16 protein-coding genes and 4 tRNA genes are annotated in these 16,019 nt (G+C 59.5%); 11 read left to right on the top strand and 9 right to left on the bottom strand.

Annotation, left to right across the window (positions count from 1 at the left end):
- The first annotated feature begins 210 nt into the window (after positions 1–210).
- Positions 211–3,162: a DUF748 domain-containing protein gene (locus AB4O12_RS17170; RefSeq protein ID WP_460059197.1), complete on the top strand. Its 2,952-nt coding sequence runs from the start codon at positions 211–213 to the stop codon at positions 3,160–3,162.
- On the top strand, positions 3,159–3,458 hold the full coding sequence (locus AB4O12_RS17175) for a DUF2845 domain-containing protein (protein WP_039761633.1): 300 nt from the start codon (positions 3,159–3,161) through the stop codon (positions 3,456–3,458). The genes AB4O12_RS17170 and AB4O12_RS17175 overlap by 4 nt, the downstream gene beginning before the upstream one ends.
- Positions 3,459–3,693: 235 nt before the next feature.
- Here AB4O12_RS17175 and AB4O12_RS17180 read toward each other — a convergent pair whose 3' ends face one another.
- Positions 3,694–4,047, bottom strand: coding sequence for a BON domain-containing protein (locus tag AB4O12_RS17180; protein ID WP_150638507.1), 354 nt, complete (start codon positions 4,045–4,047; stop codon positions 3,694–3,696).
- 294 nt (positions 4,048–4,341) lie between these two features.
- Positions 4,342–4,758, bottom strand: coding sequence for a pilin (locus tag AB4O12_RS17185; RefSeq protein ID WP_056790436.1), 417 nt, complete (start codon positions 4,756–4,758; stop codon positions 4,342–4,344).
- 226 nt (positions 4,759–4,984) lie between these two features.
- On the opposite strand from AB4O12_RS17185, the gene pilB reads away from it, so the two are divergent.
- Genes pilB through yacG form a run of 5 tightly spaced genes read left to right on the top strand, consistent with a single transcriptional unit; the run spans position 4,985 to position 9,596 of the window.
- The gene (gene pilB / locus AB4O12_RS17190; protein WP_056790439.1) at positions 4,985–6,685 is read left to right on the top strand and encodes a type IV-A pilus assembly ATPase PilB; all 1,701 of its coding nucleotides are present in this window, start codon (positions 4,985–4,987) and stop codon (positions 6,683–6,685) included.
- A 2-nt stretch (positions 6,686–6,687) separates the two neighbouring features.
- Entirely contained in the window at positions 6,688–7,905 is a 1,218-nt protein-coding gene (locus AB4O12_RS17195) for a type II secretion system F family protein (protein WP_460059201.1), read from the top strand.
- A gap of 1 nt (position 7,906) precedes the next feature.
- Positions 7,907–8,779 (top strand): prepilin peptidase, encoded by an 873-nt coding sequence (locus AB4O12_RS17200; RefSeq protein ID WP_256811000.1) that lies wholly within the window; start codon positions 7,907–7,909, stop codon positions 8,777–8,779.
- Entirely contained in the window at positions 8,776–9,399 is a 624-nt protein-coding gene (coaE, locus tag AB4O12_RS17205; RefSeq protein WP_460059204.1) for a dephospho-CoA kinase, read from the top strand. The genes AB4O12_RS17200 and coaE overlap by 4 nt, the downstream gene beginning before the upstream one ends.
- Positions 9,396–9,596 carry a DNA gyrase inhibitor YacG gene (gene yacG / locus AB4O12_RS17210; protein ID WP_016773149.1) on the top strand — a complete coding sequence of 67 codons (201 nt, stop codon included), beginning with the start codon at positions 9,396–9,398 and terminating at the stop codon, positions 9,594–9,596. The genes coaE and yacG overlap by 4 nt, the downstream gene beginning before the upstream one ends.
- Before the next feature lie 4 nt (positions 9,597–9,600).
- Here the strand turns inward: yacG and AB4O12_RS17215 are convergent, their stop codons facing one another.
- Positions 9,601–9,816: a hypothetical protein gene (locus AB4O12_RS17215; RefSeq protein WP_016773148.1), complete on the bottom strand. Its 216-nt coding sequence runs from the start codon at positions 9,814–9,816 to the stop codon at positions 9,601–9,603.
- Between the two features lie 65 nt (positions 9,817–9,881).
- Positions 9,882–10,571 carry an energy-coupling factor ABC transporter permease gene (locus tag AB4O12_RS17220; protein ID WP_041477814.1) on the bottom strand — a complete coding sequence of 230 codons (690 nt, stop codon included), beginning with the start codon at positions 10,569–10,571 and terminating at the stop codon, positions 9,882–9,884.
- Positions 10,572–10,761: 190 nt separating this feature from the next.
- On the opposite strand from AB4O12_RS17220, the gene AB4O12_RS17225 reads away from it, so the two are divergent.
- From AB4O12_RS17225 to AB4O12_RS17240, 4 genes are all read left to right on the top strand, one after another.
- Positions 10,762–11,388, top strand: coding sequence for a DUF1780 domain-containing protein (locus tag AB4O12_RS17225; RefSeq protein ID WP_007909887.1), 627 nt, complete (start codon positions 10,762–10,764; stop codon positions 11,386–11,388).
- On the top strand, positions 11,385–11,912 hold the full coding sequence (locus AB4O12_RS17230; RefSeq protein ID WP_460059207.1) for an MOSC domain-containing protein: 528 nt from the start codon (positions 11,385–11,387) through the stop codon (positions 11,910–11,912). The genes AB4O12_RS17225 and AB4O12_RS17230 overlap by 4 nt, the downstream gene beginning before the upstream one ends.
- 51 nt (positions 11,913–11,963) lie before the next feature.
- Positions 11,964–12,137, top strand: a complete 174-nt coding sequence (locus tag AB4O12_RS17235; protein ID WP_007909875.1) for a DUF3094 domain-containing protein — start codon at positions 11,964–11,966, stop codon at positions 12,135–12,137.
- 63 nt (positions 12,138–12,200) lie between these two features.
- Positions 12,201–13,499 (top strand): NAD(P)/FAD-dependent oxidoreductase, encoded by a 1,299-nt coding sequence (locus AB4O12_RS17240; RefSeq protein ID WP_016773144.1) that lies wholly within the window; start codon positions 12,201–12,203, stop codon positions 13,497–13,499.
- Positions 13,500–13,655: 156 nt separating this feature from the next.
- On the opposite strand, the gene AB4O12_RS17245 is transcribed toward AB4O12_RS17240, so the two are convergent.
- From AB4O12_RS17245 to AB4O12_RS17265, 5 genes are all read right to left on the bottom strand, one after another.
- Positions 13,656–15,281 (bottom strand): methyl-accepting chemotaxis protein, encoded by a 1,626-nt coding sequence (locus AB4O12_RS17245; protein WP_460059210.1) that lies wholly within the window; start codon positions 15,279–15,281, stop codon positions 13,656–13,658.
- A gap of 161 nt (positions 15,282–15,442) precedes the next feature.
- Positions 15,443–15,519: transfer RNA gene (locus AB4O12_RS17250), tRNA-Pro, on the bottom strand.
- Between the two features lie 97 nt (positions 15,520–15,616).
- Positions 15,617–15,692, bottom strand: a tRNA-Lys gene (locus AB4O12_RS17255).
- A gap of 5 nt (positions 15,693–15,697) precedes the next feature.
- Positions 15,698–15,774, bottom strand: a tRNA-Pro gene (locus tag AB4O12_RS17260).
- Positions 15,775–15,783: 9 nt separating this feature from the next.
- Positions 15,784–15,859, bottom strand: a tRNA-Asn gene (locus AB4O12_RS17265).
- Positions 15,860–16,019: the final 160 nt, after the last annotated feature.

Genomic DNA, 16,019 nt, shown 5'->3' on the forward strand with positions numbered 1-16,019 from the left:
GAGCGATTTCATTTCCCTGTGGGAGCGAGCCTGCTGGCGAAAGCGCAGTGTCAGTCGACTTGTTTTTCACTGAACCAGCGCATTCGCGAGCAGGCTCGCTCCCACCGGGGAGATCTATTCCTACAGAAATTTCTGAACAATCCTGTCCCACATCAAGCACTTCGGAACCAGAATCGCGTGCCATACTCCAAGGCACTCCGATTCAGACAGATGAAGCCGCACATGCCCAAAGGATTGATTCGCGCGATTGGCGCACTGCTGACAGCCCTGGCCCTCTACAGCCTGCTGGGGTTTTTGATCCTGCCGGGCATTGCCTTGCGCGTGGCCAACCAGCAACTGGCGAACTACGCGACGATGCCGGCGCATCTGCAGCGCATCGAACTCAACCCCTTCAGCCTTGAGGTCACCCTGTGGGGGCTGGTGATCGGCGAGCCGGGCAAGGAGCAGGTCGGCTTCGATCGCCTCTATGCCAACCTGCAAATCGACAGCCTGTGGACCAAAGCGCTGCATCTGTCCGACATCGAACTGGACAAACCCAAAAGCGAAATCCTCTTCGCCAAGGACGGCAAGCTCAACCTGCTCGGCCTGTTCAACGTGCCGCCGAGCGAGCCGACACCCGCCGATCCCGACGCCAAGCCATTCCCGCTGCGTATCGACAACATCAAACTGGCCGGCGGCGTGGTGCATTTCGAGGATATGCGGCCCAGCGAGCCGATCGAATTTCTTTACGACGACCTCAGTTTCGAGCTGAAAAACCTCAGTACCCTGCCCGAGGACAGCGCCGACATGACCCTCGTCGCCATCGGCCCCGCTGGCGGGCGGATCGACTGGACCGGCAATTTCAGCCTGATCCCGTTCACCTCCGAAGGCACCCTGAAAGTCACCGATGGCCAGATGAAATCCTTCTGGCCCTACGTGCGCGACGCCGTGCCGCTAGTGCTGGAAAACGGCGTGGTCAGCCTCAGCACCGAGTACAAACTCAACCTGTCGAAACAGACCGAACTGCTGCTGAACAACGTCGCGGTGAGCATTGCGCCGTTCGCCATCAAGGCTCCGGACGGACGTCCGCTGGCCGGGCTCGAACGCCTCGACGTCAGCGAAACCTCGCTGGACCTGGCCAAGCAGCAAGTGGTGGTCGGCAAGATCCGCAGCAACAAACTGGAAACCTGGGCGGCGCTGGAAGCCGACGGCCAGTTGGATTGGCAGAAGCTGTTCGCCAGCCAACCGTCGAAACCGGCTGCCAAAGCCGCTGCCGAACCGGCGGATACACCGGCCGCCGCCGACTCGCCGAAACCTGAGCCAAGCGCGCCGAGCAAGCCATGGCAGGTGCTGGTCAAGGATGTGCAACTGCGCAACTACACGGTCCATCTCGCCGACCGCTCGGCGCAACCGGCAGTAGCGCTGGACATCACCCCGCTGAACGTCGATCTGCAGGATTTCGACAGCCTCAACGGCTCGCCTTTCAAGCTCAAGCTCGACAGCGGCCTGGGCAAGCAAGGCAAGATCAGCGCCGACGGCACGGTCAATCTGGCCCCGGTCAACGCGCAGCTCAACGTGAAAACCCAGGACGTCGACCTGCGTGTCGCGCAGTCCTATATCAACCCGTTCATTCGCCTGGAACTGCGCAGCGGCATGCTCGGCAGTGACCTCAAGGTCAACCTGAAAAGCACCGAACCACTGGCCCTCAGCGTCACCGGCCGCGCGCAGATCGATCAACTGCACACCCTCGATACGCTCAAGACCCGCGATTTTCTCAAATGGCAGCAAGTAGTGGTCGACGGCATCAACTATCAGCACGGCGACAGCCTGTCGATCGACAAGGTCAACCTGTTGCAGCCCTATGTACGCTTCATGATCAACGACGATCGCACCACCAACGTCGACGACCTGCTGATCCCGCAACCGGCCGACAGCGGAGCAAAAAGCACCGCAGCCAAACCGGCAGGAAAGGACAAACCGCTGGGTATTCACATCGGCGCGATTGCGATCAACGACGGCTCGGCCAACTTCGCCGACTTCAGCCTGACGCCGAATTTCGCCACCGCCGTGCAGCAGCTCAACGGTCAGATCGGCACCATTGACAGTCGTCAGGCGAAGCCGGCCAGCGTCGATATCAAAGGCAAGGTCGACCGTTATGCGCCGGTGACCATCAAGGGTGCGGTCAATCCGTTCGACCCGATGGCCAGCCTCGACATCGCCACCAGCTTCAAGCGCGTCGAACTGACGACCCTGACGCCCTACTCCGGCAAATTCGCCGGCTATCGCATCCGCAAGGGCCGGCTCAACCTTGATCTGCACTACCTGATCACCAAAGGCCAGCTGAAAGCCGAGAACAAAGTCGTCGTCGAGCAGCTGCAACTGGGCGAGAAGGTCGACAGCCCTGATGCAGTGAGTCTGCCGCTGAAACTGGCGATCGCCCTGCTCAAGGACGTCGACGGCAAGATCTCCATCGAATTGCCGGTGACCGGCGACCTGAATAATCCACAGTTCAGCGTGATGCCGATCGTCTGGCAAACCCTGCGCAATTTGATCGTCAAAGCGGCCGCCGCACCGTTCAAAATGATCGGCGGGCTGGTCAGTGGCGGCGGCTCCGAAGACCTCGGCACGGTGTCCTTCGCGCCGGGCTCCAGCGATCTGAGCAAAGACGCCGAAGCGGCGCTGGTGAAACTGTCGCAGGCACTCAAGGAACGTCCGGCGCTGCGCCTGGAAATCGAAGGCACGGCCGCGAAGAGCAGCGATGGGCCACTGCTGGCCGAGCAACGTCTGGAACGCGAATATCAGTACAACTACTACAAGATGCTCCAGCGCCGTGGCGACAAAGTCCCGGCCCAGGCCTCGCTGTTGCAAGTGCCCGAAAGCGAGAAAGGCGCGTTGCTCGAAGGCATCTACCGCACCCGCTTGAAAACCCAGCCACCGGCAGAATGGAAAGACCTCGGCAAAGAAGAACGCACGGCGAAAATGCGCCAGGGCGTGATCGCATTCTGGAGTGGCAGCGAGGTGCTGTTGCGCCAGTTGGGCCAGGACCGCGCCAGCACCATCAAGGATTACCTGGTCGACAAGGGCAAGCTCGAGGATGACCGCGTGTACTTCATCGACGCCAACCTCGGCGAGGCCGAAAGCGACGGCCGCGTGGTGACGCAAATGCACCTGGATGCCGAATGACCGTGCGTAACTGGCTGGCTGTGCTTGCTCTGACGTGCGCCGCCGGCCATGCGTCGGCGTCGGATACATTGCGCTGCGGCAGCCAATTGATCAGCCTCGGCGACCGCGCCAGCGAAGTGCTGCAAAAATGTGGTGAGCCGGTCAGTCGCGATGTGCTCGGCTACAAGCGCAGTGCCAATCGCCGCGAAGAGTTTCAGGTCGAGGAATGGACCTACGGACCAAACAACGGCATGTACCAGTACCTGCGCTTCGAAGGCAATCGCCTGCGGCAGATCAACAGCAAACGCGGTAACTGAGAAGAGCAAAAGATCGCAGCCTTCGGCAGCTCCTACATTTGGAATGCATTTCCCTGTAGGAGCTGCCGAAGGCTGCGATCTTTTGATTCTCCAAATAGAACAGGCCCCGACACAAGTGCCGGGGCCTGTAATGGTCACATCCGTGTGACCGTTCGCATGAACTCTAAAGTTGCGGCAGACGTATTGCTCGGCCCGTCTGTCGCGTCTTCTCCCGGTTCAGGCGAGAAGTCTTGCCTTACTCGGCTTTCAGGCCGTCAGCAGAAACTGCTTTAACGCCTTTGATCTTTTTGGTGATCGCGACAGCGGTAGCTTTCTGAGCGTCTGTTACTGCTACGTCAGAAGACAGGGAAACTACACCTTTGTTGGTTTCGACTTTGATGTCGGTGCCTGGAATACCTTTTTCGGTAACCAGATCGCCTTTCACTTTGGTGGTGATCCAAGTGTCGGAAGTAGCTTCTTTAGCCTTGGTAACTTCACCGGCAGCCAGAACCATTGGCGACTGGGTAGCCTGAGCGGACTGGGCGAAAGCGCCACCAGCCATGGTCAGGGTCAGAGCGGTAGCAGCGGCAGTGATAGCGAACTTCTTCATACGAGTAACTCCTGTTTTTACTGGAAGTCTGCTGTAACGCTTGTCAGCAGGGTTACCGGAGATATTGCGAACGCTGTGCCAACTTTTTCGACCGCATAAAATCGTTTAAAAACAAACAGTTATGAAAAACGCTGATTTTCATTTTCATGCAAAATGCATGACGTGCGTGAAAATCACATGCAAGTTGCGGTTTTTTGGAAAGTTCATAAGCTGCTGAAATTATTGGAGCTTTTAAAAACCGTTGCGTAATAAAAAGCTCCGCAATTGCGGAGCTTTTTAAGTTGCAGGTGCGTGTCAAACGCCCGGGCAGCTCGTAGTTGTATATTCTTTCGAGCCGGAGAACTTACAGGTCCAGCCAGTGGTAGGACTGCGTGTCAGCGTTACGGTCTGGCCGAGAACAGGCGCTGGAGCGTTGAGCAGCGTACAAGTAATAGTACCCGTCCCATCGGCGACTTTTCCGGAGGCCGCCAACGTGCAATTCTGCGTGGCCGCTGTGCCGCCGTTCACGTTGGTAATGCTCGGGTCAGTCGATCCGGCATTGATCACGTCTTCAAAATTGACCTTAAGAGCTGATGCTTCCGCAATCCCAGCGGTCACCTTCGACCGCGCCTGATACTTCGAATACTGCGGCAGGGCGATAGTCGCCAGAATGCCGATGATCGCCACAACGATCAGCAGCTCGATCAATGTGAAACCTTGTTGTTTTTTCATAGACACGCTCCATGCATGAGTCGAAATCTCATGATCTGAACAAGGCTCAGCACAGCCCATGCCAACGCCTTTCAGGCCCCGCCTGCTGGGCGCGCGCAATCGCCTGCGCCGTTTCCTACAACCCGCAACCGCACTATCTGACACTTTTTGTCACCTGCACCGGCCGTGTTTGGCGCTGTCACTTGACTAGGCTATAAGTCATGAACGGCAAGCGTGCGGAATCCCCATGAATGACATCGCTCTGAGCGGTCTGGCCAAGCAATTGGTCCAGGCCGAACTGCTCACGGAAACAAGTGCCCGGCAATCCTGGGCGCAGGCCCAGCGCAATCGCGTGTCGCTGGTCAATTACCTGGTGCACAACAAACTGGTCAACAGCCGGCAAATTGCCGAGATCGCCTCGGAACATTTCGGCATGGCCCTGCTCGATCTGCATTGCCTCGACAAAGAGACTCAGCCCAAGGGCCTGGTCAGTGAAAAACTGGTTCGTCAGCATTGCGCCCTGCCCTTGTGGCGGCGCGGCAACAAACTGTTCGTGGGCCTTTCCGACCCGAGCAATCAGCAGGCGATCAGCGACATCCAGTTCAGCACCGGCCTGAGCACCGAAGCGATTCTGGTCGAGGACGACAAACTCAGCGACGCCATCGACAAGTTCTTCGACAGCCATGCCTCGGGCCTGGAGGAAATGGCCGATGTCGATCTCGACGGCCTCGACGTCGAGTCCATTGATGACAACAAACAGGACGTGATCGGCGGCCTCGATGCTGACGACGCCCCGGTCGTACGTTTTGTGCACAAAATGCTGCTCGATGCGATCAAGAGCGGCTCGTCCGACCTGCATTTCGAGCCGTACGAAAAAAATTACCGGGTGCGCATGCGCACCGACGGCATGCTGCGCGAGGTGGCCAAGCCGCCGATTCAGCTGGCCGGGCGTATTGCCGCACGTTTGAAAGTCATGGCCAGTCTGGATATTTCGGAACGCCGCAAACCCCAGGACGGGCGGATCAAGATGCGCCTGTCGAAAAGCAAATCCATCGATTTTCGCGTCAACACCTTGCCGACCCTGTGGGGCGAAAAAGTGGTGATCCGGATTCTCGACCCGTCCAGTGCGCAGATGGGCATCGATGCGCTGGGCTACGAGGCCGAACAAAAGGCCTTGTACCTGGCCGCGCTGAAACAGCCGCAAGGGATGATTCTGGTCACCGGCCCCACCGGCTCCGGTAAAACCGTGTCGCTGTACACCGGGCTGAACATCCTCAACACCGTCGACATCAACATTTCCACCGCCGAAGACCCGGTGGAAATCAACATGGAAGGCATCAACCAGGTCAACGTCAATCCCCGCCAAGGGCTGGACTTTGCCCAGGCGCTGCGCTCGTTTCTGCGTCAGGACCCGGACGTGATCATGGTCGGCGAGATCCGCGACCTGGAAACCGCCGAGATCGCGATAAAGGCTGCGCAGACCGGCCACCTGGTGCTGTCGACCCTGCACACCAACAGCGCGGCGGAAACCCTCACGCGCCTGCACAACATGGGCATTCCCGGTTTCAACATTGCCACCTCGGTCAGCCTGATCATCGCCCAGCGGCTGGCGCGCAAATTGTGCGCGCACTGCAAGCGGCCGCTGGAAATCCCGCACGAGACCTTGCTCAAGGAAGGCTTCCCCGAGGAACGCATCGGTCATTTCACGATCTACGAGCCGGTCGGTTGCGATCACTGCAACGGCGGTTACAAAGGACGCGTGGGGATTTATGAAGTGGTAAAGAACACACCGGACCTGCAACGGTTGATCATGGCCGAAGGCAATTCGCTGGAAATCGATATTCAGATGCGCCGCGACGGCTTCGCCGATCTGCGCACTTCCGGGCTGCACAAGGCGATGCAAGGCATCACCAGCCTTGAGGAAATCAACCGGGTCACCAAGGATTGAACATGGCGGTCAAGGCAGCGAAAGTCAGCATTTACGCTTGGGAAGGCACGGACCGCAAAGGCAGTAAAGTCAGCGGCGAGTTGAGCGGACAGAACCCCGCACTGATCAAGGCGCAACTGCGCAAACAGGGGATCAACCCGGGCAAGGTGCGCAAGAAATCCGCGTCCCTGCTGACCTTCGGCAAACGCATCAAACCGCAGGACATCGCCCTGTTCACCCGGCAGATGGCAACGATGATGAAGGCCGGTGTACCGCTGTTGCAGTCCTTCGACATCATCGGCGAAGGCTTCGAAAACCCGGCCATGCGCAAACTGGTCGATGAGGTCAAACAGGAAGTTGCGGCCGGTAACAGCTTCGCCACGGCCCTGCGCAAGAAGCCGCAATACTTCGACGAGTTGTACTGCAACCTGGTCGACGCCGGCGAACAGTCCGGTGCCCTCGACACTTTGCTCGAACGGGTCGCGACCTATAAGGAAAAAAGCGAAGCGCTCAAGGCCAAGATCAAGAAGGCCATGACTTACCCTACTGCGGTGGTGCTGGTGGCGGCGGTGGTGACCGGCATTCTGCTGGTCAAAGTGGTGCCGCAGTTCCAGTCGGTATTCTCCGGGTTCGGCGCCGAACTGCCGGGCTTCACCCTGATGATCATCAGCCTGTCGGAGTTCATGCAGCAGTGGTGGTGGGCGATTCTTTTTGCGCTGGTGGCGGTGTTTTTCGGCACTCGCCACGCGTTGAAGACTTCGCAGGCCCTGCGCGACCGGCGCGATGCCTGGCTGCTGAAGCTGCCGCTGGTGGGCACCTTGACGTACAAGTCCGCCGTCGCACGTTTTGCCCGCACCCTGTCGACCACATTCGCAGCCGGTGTGCCGCTGGTGGAAGCGCTGGATTCGGTCGCCGGTGCCACCGGCAATGTGGTGTTCAAGCGCGCGGTGTTGCGGGTGCGGCAGGACGTCTCGACCGGCATGCAACTGAATTTCTCCATGCGCAGCACCGGTGTGTTTCCCAACATGGCGGTGCAGATGACCGCCATCGGCGAGGAATCGGGCGCGCTGGATGACATGCTCGACAAGGTCGCCGGTTTTTATGAAGCGGAAGTCGATAACATGGTCGACAACCTCACCAGCCTGATGGAGCCGTTCATCATGGTGGTGCTGGGGGTCATCGTCGGTGGACTGGTGGTGGCCATGTACCTGCCGATCTTCCAGCTCGGCTCAGCGATCTGACATGCCTATCGACGAACTGTTTGCCGTGTATCCGCTGGCCTTTGTGGTCAGCGCGCTGCTGCTCGGGCTGGTGGTCGGCAGCTTCCTCAACGTAGTGGTCTGGCGCCTGCCGAAGATGCTCGAGCGCGACTGGCGCCAGCAGGCCCAAGATGTGCTCGGCCTGCCCACTGAAACGCCTGTGCCGACTTACAACCTGATGCTGCCGCACTCCGCTTGCCCGCATTGCGGACACCGGATCCGCCCGTGGGAAAATATTCCGCTGCTCAGTTATCTGCTGCTGCGCGGTCGCTGCTCGGCCTGCTCGGCGCCGATCAGCAAACGTTACCCGCTGACCGAACTGGCCTGCGGCGTCCTCTCGGCATTCATTGCCTGGCATCTCGGCTTCGGTTGGCCGGCAGGTCTGCTGATCTTGCTGACGTGGGGCTTGCTGGCGATGAGTCTGATCGACTGCGAACATCAACTGCTGCCCGATGTGCTGGTGCTGCCGCTGCTGTGGCTGGGGCTGATCGTCAACAGCTTCGGCGTGTTCGTGGCGTTGCCCGATGCGTTGTGGGGCGCGGTCGCGGGTTATCTGGCGCTGTGGTCGGTGTTCTGGCTGTTCAAACTGCTCACCGGCAAGGACGGTATCGGCCATGGCGATTTCAAGCTGTTGGCCTTGCTCGGCGCATGGGGTGGCTGGCAGATTCTGCCGCTGACGATTCTTCTATCTTCCCTGGTGGGGGCGATTTTGGGCGTTGTCATGCTGCGTCTGCGCGCCCAGGAAACCTCGACGCCGATCCCCTTCGGACCCTTTCTGGCGATTGCCGGCTGGATTGCCTTGCTCTGGGGTGGTCAAATAACCGACTTCTATTGGCAGTCTGTCGGTTTGAAATGAATACCCCTGTGGAAAAACCCTGGATCCTCGGCCTGACCGGCGGCATCGGCAGCGGCAAAAGTGCGGCGGCGCAGCACTTCATCGATCTCGGTGTGCATGTGGTGGATGCCGATCATGCGGCGCGCTGGGTAGTCGAGCCGGGGCGTCCAGCGCTGGCGAAAATCGCCGAGCATTTCGGTTCCGGCGTGTTGCAGGCCGACGGCACACTGGACCGCGCCGCCCTGCGCAAACTGATTTTTGAAGACCCCGAACAGCGACGTTGGCTAGAGGCGCTGTTGCATCCGTTGATCGGCGAAGAAATCGCTCATCATCTGGCGCAGGCAAAATCGCCTTACGCGATTCTGGTTTCACCGTTGCTGATCGAGTCCGGGCAATACGCGATGACCCAGCGCATTCTGGTCATCGATGCGCCGCAACAACTGCAGATTGAACGCACCTTGCAGCGTGACCAGACCAGCGAAGCGCAGGTGCAGGCGATCCTCAAGGCGCAATCGAGCCGTGAAGACCGCGTGAGCCGTGCCGACGATGTGATCGTCAACGATCGCGACGTTGCCTGGCTGCACAGCGAGGTCGAGCGTCTGCATCACTTTTATCTGACTTTATCCGGAGGCCAAGCATGAGCCAGATTCCAACCGTTGAATGCCCGACCTGCGGCGCCCCCGTCGAATTCACCCCGGCGAACAAATTCCGTCCGTTCTGCTCCGACCGCTGCAAACTGATCGACCTCGGCGCCTGGGCCTCGGAAGAACACAAGATTCCGGTCGCCCCGGATGCCGAGGACGAGCTGTTTTCCGGCGATTTCGATCCGCGTCACTGAGCCCTCAGGGCCGCATGAAGCCGTAGTCCTGACTGTCGTCGAGGTTCTCTGCGAGAAAGCGCAACTCGTCGGCCAAGTCTTCGGCATTGCGCACTGCCTTGCTCTGCTGCACCACGGCGCTGAGCAGGGCGCGCAAACTCAGGCCCGGGTCAAAGCCCACCTCCTGCGCCAGTTCCAGACTCTGCCGGGTTTCCTGCCGCGCCCATTCGTAAACGCCCATGCCACTGCTCCTGAAGGAATTTGCGCGAGCATGAAATCTCTGCTGCCTGGCCGGTTTGATGTGGATCAAGACTTCGGATCGTCGTCCTTCCACGGCGCCGAAAGGTAGCGGGTGCGGTTGAAGGTCTCCAGCCATTCCGGGCAGAACACCACCAATGCACTGACGACCATGCCGTTGATAAAAGCCTCGGGAAACAGCAGCAACCACAGGTAGCCGACGAAATCTTCCAGCCATTCCGGCATGGCGAAGAGGCCGTCGTACCACAGCAGCGTCAGGCTGAGGATCAGGCACAACAGGCCGGACAACGCGGCGGCGAAGAAACCGGAACAGAAGATGTAAACGAACGGATTTCGTGGCTGCGCACGCTCGACCAGAATCGCCACGCATTCGGTGATCAGCACTGGCAGCAGAATCAGCAACGCGCCATTGACGCCGACCGCTGCGAGATCCTGTCGCCCCAACAACACCAGGCCAATCTGCGCAACCAGCCCGCCGACAATCGCCAGCGGCCAATCGAGCAGCAGCGTCACCGCGGTCATGCCGATGAAGTGATACGACACGCCGGTGTCGAAATCCCTGCGCACCAGCCACAGCAGAAACAGCGCGAACACCGTGCCGAACAGCAAGTGCTGCCGGCGACTGTCGCTGAACAGCTCGACCCATGGCGCACGCATGATCGCCCAGAGCAGCGCCGGCAGATAAATCAGCCAGCCGAGTGTCAGGCTTGCCGTTGAAAGCAGTTCGGCACCGATCATGATTCCCTCACCTGCTACTCGACACGCTTTTTTGTAGGAGCTGCCGAAGGCTGCGATCTTTTGATCTTGTTTATAAAAGCAAAAGATCGCAGCCTTCGGCAGCTCCTACAAGGGCGCAATCGCGCGACGTTTATGTCTGAGCCGATGCAAAGCTATCTGCTTGTCGCATTTGGACGCTAAGCTTGGGCTTATGGATGATTCAGATTATTTACGCCTGCTGACCATCGCGGCCGAGCAAGCCAACGCGTTCCTGTCCAATGCCCGCAAATGGGAGCGTGAGCGTTGGGTCTGCCAGCGCCTGCTGCAAGGTCTGAACATCCCCTACCGCGCCGACGAATTCGCCCCGGCCGGTGAGCCGCCGGACGTGTTGTTTCGCGATGCCAATTTCGAAGTTTTTTTCGTCCTCGATGAGGGCCGCCGTCTCAATGATGAATGGCGCGACGAATTGCAGCGTCGGCGCAGCGCGTTTTCCCTGAGCCAACTGGTGCGCCGCGAAGCCAAACCTAAGCGCATCCCGGCCAATGAATTTCTCCTGCGCCTGGCGCCAACCCTGCGCAAGAAGGCGCACAACTACAAGGAACGCGGCATGGATCTGGGTGAACTGGACATCATCGCCTTCGCCAGCCTCAAGCGCGAAGTGCTCGATCTCAACAGTCATTTCCCGCCACCGACCGAATATCTGCGTCAGGGCTGGCGCTCGCTGTCGCTGGTCGGCCCGACATTCGCCCGCGTGTTGTTCGCCCACCCCGACGCACCGGACTTTCTGCGCAGCAACCTCGGCCGCAGCATTGTGTTCGACGTGGGTATCAGCCTGTGACGCCGCTGCAGCAGTTGATCGCCGAGGTTCCGCAAACCGGTCGTGTGCGCTGGATCGGTGTGCGTCCAGAATCCCGTGGGCCGATGCTTGAGCTGGACGCGGTCGAGGCGCGGCTGGAAGCCGGGCTCACCGGCGACCACGCCCGCCCGGGCATTCGCAATGCGCGACAGGTGACGCTGATCCAGTGGGAGCACTTGGCGGTGATCAATGCATTGATGGGCCGTCCCGATGACGAGCCGGTCCGGCCTGAAGATCTGCGGCGCAATCTCGTTATAAGCGGAATCAATTTGTTTAGCCTGAAGGGGCGGCGCTTTCGCATCGGGCAAGCGATACTCGAAACCACTGGCTGGTGTCAGCCCTGCGCACGCTTGCAGAACAATCTCGGCCCGGGCACGTTTCAAGCCGTGCGCGGGCATGGCGGGATCACCGCCCGGGTGTTACAAAGCGGCATCATTCGCCTCGACGATAGCGTGTGCGTCGAACCGGTTCCGGACAGCGGCTACGCTGCGTTCAATCCGGGCTGAAAACCGCTGTAGCCTGTGCTCATTCAGTAACGTCTACCTGACGAGGCAAATATGACCAGCCGCCTGAACCCCGAAGACCAAAAGCATGTCGAAGAGTACCTGCAATTGTCCCAACACCGTGTCGAGCGCCGGCCTTTCCGGCCGTGGATGCTCCTGGTGCTGGTGCTGGCAGTGACCATTGGTCTGGGCCTGTTGAGCCGATTTATCAGTTACCTGACGTTATGAGCTGCCTTGCGCTCCCTCGGGTAACCGCACCGATTTCCTTTAAAAACCTTGCGAGTTATCCCTATGTCCCATCGTATTGTCATTGTCGGCGGCGGCGCCGGCGGTCTGGAGTTGGCTACCCGCCTGGGTAAGACTCTGGGCAAGCGCGGCACGGCCAGCGTGATGCTGGTCGACGCGAACCTGACCCACATCTGGAAGCCGCTGCTGCACGAAGTGGCCGCCGGTTCCCTGAACTCCTCCGAAGACGAACTCAACTATGTCGCGCAGGCGAAATGGAACCACTTCGAGTTCCAGCTCGGGCGCATGAGCGGGCTCGATCGCGCGCAGAAGAAAATCCAGTTGGCCGCGACCTATGACGAAAACGGCGTCGAGCTGGTGCCGGCGCGTGAAGTGGCTTATGACTCGCTGGTGATCAGCGTCGGCAGCACCACCAACGATTTCGGCACCCAGGGCGCGGCGCAGCATTGTCTGTTCCTTGATACGCGCAAACAGGCTGAGCGCTTCCACCAGCAATTGCTCAACCATTATCTGCGCGCCCACGCCGGGCAGACCGACGTGGTCGAGCAGATCAGCGTGGCCATCGTCGGCGCTGGCGCCACTGGCGTCGAACTGGCGGCAGAGTTGCACAACGCCGCCCATGAATTGGCCGCGTATGGTCTGGACCGGATCAAACCGGAAAACATGCACATCACGCTGATCGAAGCCGGCCCACGGGTGCTGCCTGCCCTGCCGGAGCGCATCAGCGGGCCGGTGCACAAGACCCTGGAGAAGCTCGGGGTCAATGTGATGACCAACGCAGCAGTCAGCGAAGTGACTGCCGACAGCCTGATCACCGCCGATGGCAACGAGATCAAGGCCAGCCTGAAGGTCTGGGCTGCCGGCATTCGCGCACCGGGTTTCCTCAAGGACATCGACGGTCTGGAGACCAACCGCATCAATCAGCTGCAAGTGCTGCCGACTCTGCAAACCACTCGCGACGAAAACATCTTTGCCTTCGGCGACTGCGCGGCCTGCCCGCAACCGGGCACCGATCGCAACGTGCCGCCACGGGCACAAGCGGCACACCAACAGGCGTCGCTGCTGGCCAAGTCGCTGAAATTGCGCATCGAAGGCAAGACCCTGCCGGAGTACAAATACACCGACTACGGCTCGCTGATTTCACTGTCGCGTTTTTCTGCTGTGGGTAACTTGATGGGTAACCTGACCGGCAGCGTCATGCTCGAAGGCTGGCTGGCGCGGATGTTCTATGTGTCGCTGTACCGTATGCACCAGATGGCGCTGTACGGGCCGTTCCGCACAGCGATGTTGATGCTGGGGAGCAAGATTGGTCGTGGCACCGAACCGCGTCTGAAACTGCACTAAAGCGCCAACCTGTGGGAGCGAGCCTGCTCGCGAAAGCGGTGGGTCTGTCAACACTGTCGTTGAATGATCCGGCCCCTTCGCGAGCAGGCTCGCTCCCACATTGTTTCGTGTTGTGCGCAAATCAGCAGGCGAAGGCCTGCAATTGATCTCTGTTCATCAGAGCTGAAAGCGTCGCACCATGCCCTGTAGCGCATTGGCCAGTTGCGAAAGCTCATGGCTCGACGCGCTGGTCTGGTCAGCACCCGCAGCCGAACGCACCGACAGGTCGCGAATGTTCACCAGATTGCGATCCACTTCCCGCGCCACTTGCGCCTGCTCCTCGGCAGCGCTGGCGATCACCAGGTTGCGCTCGTGAATCTCGTGCACCGACGCCGTGATCGTCACCAACGCCTCACCTGCCCGCTCTGCGAGAACCAGCGTACTCGCCGCACGAGATGCGCTGGCCTGCATTGACTCCAGCGCCTGGCTCGAACCGCTGCGCATGCCTTGCACCATCTGTTCGATTTCCTGCGTCGATTGCTGGGTGCGATACGCCAGCGCGCGCACCTCATCGGCTACCACCGCAAAGCCGCGACCGCTTTCGCCCGCACGTGCTGCCTCGATGGCAGCGTTGAGCGCCAGCAGATTGGTCTGCTCAGCGATTGCGCGAATCACGTCCAGAACCTTGCCGATGTCTTGCGATTGATTGGCCAGCGACTGCACCAGTTCGCCGGTGTTCTGTACATCACTGGCCAGGGCGTTGATCGCACTGGCGGTTTCGCTGACGCGCTCCTGGCCCAATTGCGCTGATTGACTGGACTGGCGCGTGGCATCGGACGTCGACACCGCGTTGCGCGCGACCTCCTCCACCGCAGCGGTCATCTCGTTGACCGCAGTGGCAGCTTGTTCGATTTCGTTGTTCTGCTCTTGCAGGCCTTGGGTGCTGTCGACGGTGACGGCGCTCAGTTCGTCAGCGGCGGTGGCCAGTTGTGTGGCTGAGCCGCTGATACCTTGCAGCGTCTCGCGCAGGTTCTGTTGCATCGTCGCCAAGGCCTTGAGCAAGCGGCTGACTTCGTCGTTGCCATGGGTTTCGATCGGCCGCGTGAGATCGCCCTTGGCGACACTTTCAGCGGCATCCACAGCGCTGCTCAGCGGGCGCACGATACTGCGCGTAAGCAACATCGCCAGCGCCACCGTGGCCAGCGCTGCCAGACCAATGAACAGGCTGACGATGGTCCGCGAGGTTTCATAATGCGCGGCGGACTTCTCGCTTTCGGCGGCGACCTGGCGGGCGAACAGATCGGCGAGATCGTTGAGTTGCTTGCCGGAGCCGTCGACCACGGTCTTCATGTCAACCAGCAACAATTTGGTCAACTCGTCACGCTTGCCTTGCTCGGCAAGGGTGAATGACTGGGCGATGCCGGTGCGATAGGCGGCGAAGGTTTTCTTGAACTGGTCATACAGCTGCTGACCTTCGGCAGTGTCGACCAGTTTGTCGTAGGCGGCGATTTTCTCGCTCAGTTCCTTGTCGCGGGTGTCCATCTGGCCGCGATAGGTGGCGATATTGGCCGGATCCTGATCGAGCGCCATGCGCAGGGAGATGGTACGGATGCGCAACATCAGCTCGCGGATCTCGTCGCCGCCACGAATGCTCGGCAACCAGCGGTTCTCCACCGCCACCTCACTGTCGCGAATGCTCGACATCTGCCCCAGCGCAAACACGCCGAGCAAGGCCACCAACACCGCGATCAGGGCAAATCCCGGGGCAGCCCGGGGAGCAATATTCAACTGACGAAGCAACATGACGAACGCCCTTATTCTTGTAATGGCCAGATCAAGGGGCGAAGCGTTGGCAGTCCCCTCGTGTTAGCGGGCTATCGGCAGGTTGTATGACGACTTGAAGGGATTCGCCTTTCAGCAGGCAAAAAAAATCCCCGCATCTTTCGATACGAGGATTTTCAATATGGTCGGGGTAAGGGGATTCGAACTCCTGACATCCTGCTCCCAAAGCAGGCGCGCTACCGGACTGCGCTATACCCCGGTAAAAAAAAGGCGACCTTTCAAAGATCGCCTTCTTCGATCAGCGCTTTTGGCCTCTGATCTTAAGATTCGATCCCAGCGCAAACTGGTTTCAAAAATGGTGGGTCGTGTGGGATTCGAACCTACGACCAATTGGTTAAAAGCCAACTGCTCTACCAACTGAGCTAACGACCCAAATATGGTCGGGGTAAGGGGATTCGAACTCCTGACATCCTGCTCCCAAAGCAGGCGCGCTACCGGACTGCGCTATACCCCGGTTTGAAATTGGCTCCGTGACCAGGACTCGAACCTGGGACCCAATGATTAACAGTCATTTGCTCTACCGACTGAGCTATCACGGAACTACACATTTCAATTTACAACGGTGAAGCTTTGTTGCATCTCGCCACCCGTTCGCATCGCTGCGTTCGTGTGTCTGAGGCGCGCTATTCTACAACCTAGAACACCTCTGTCAACCCCCTAAATTGCTTTCAAGTTAATGATTTGCAACTTATTTCAGAT

It is taken from the genome of Pseudomonas sp. S2_A05 (assembly GCF_054668485.1).

Coding starts and splice junctions, on each gene's coding strand:
- AB4O12_RS17170 (WP_460059197.1), top strand. CDS start 211: ATGAAGCCGCACATGCCCAAAGGATTGATTCGCGCGATTGGCGCACTG.
- AB4O12_RS17175 (WP_039761633.1), top strand. CDS start 3,159: ATGACCGTGCGTAACTGGCTGGCTGTGCTTGCTCTGACGTGCGCCGCC.
- AB4O12_RS17180 (WP_150638507.1), bottom strand. CDS start 4,047: ATGAAGAAGTTCGCTATCACTGCCGCTGCTACCGCTCTGACCCTGACC.
- AB4O12_RS17185 (WP_056790436.1), bottom strand. CDS start 4,758: ATGAAAAAACAACAAGGTTTCACATTGATCGAGCTGCTGATCGTTGTG.
- pilB (WP_056790439.1), top strand. CDS start 4,985: ATGAATGACATCGCTCTGAGCGGTCTGGCCAAGCAATTGGTCCAGGCC.
- AB4O12_RS17195 (WP_460059201.1), top strand. CDS start 6,688: ATGGCGGTCAAGGCAGCGAAAGTCAGCATTTACGCTTGGGAAGGCACG.
- AB4O12_RS17200 (WP_256811000.1), top strand. CDS start 7,907: ATGCCTATCGACGAACTGTTTGCCGTGTATCCGCTGGCCTTTGTGGTC.
- coaE (WP_460059204.1), top strand. CDS start 8,776: ATGAATACCCCTGTGGAAAAACCCTGGATCCTCGGCCTGACCGGCGGC.
- yacG (WP_016773149.1), top strand. CDS start 9,396: ATGAGCCAGATTCCAACCGTTGAATGCCCGACCTGCGGCGCCCCCGTC.
- AB4O12_RS17215 (WP_016773148.1), bottom strand. CDS start 9,816: ATGGGCGTTTACGAATGGGCGCGGCAGGAAACCCGGCAGAGTCTGGAA.
- AB4O12_RS17220 (WP_041477814.1), bottom strand. CDS start 10,571: ATGATCGGTGCCGAACTGCTTTCAACGGCAAGCCTGACACTCGGCTGG.
- AB4O12_RS17225 (WP_007909887.1), top strand. CDS start 10,762: ATGGATGATTCAGATTATTTACGCCTGCTGACCATCGCGGCCGAGCAA.
- AB4O12_RS17235 (WP_007909875.1), top strand. CDS start 11,964: ATGACCAGCCGCCTGAACCCCGAAGACCAAAAGCATGTCGAAGAGTAC.
- AB4O12_RS17240 (WP_016773144.1), top strand. CDS start 12,201: ATGTCCCATCGTATTGTCATTGTCGGCGGCGGCGCCGGCGGTCTGGAG.
- AB4O12_RS17245 (WP_460059210.1), bottom strand. CDS start 15,281: ATGTTGCTTCGTCAGTTGAATATTGCTCCCCGGGCTGCCCCGGGATTT.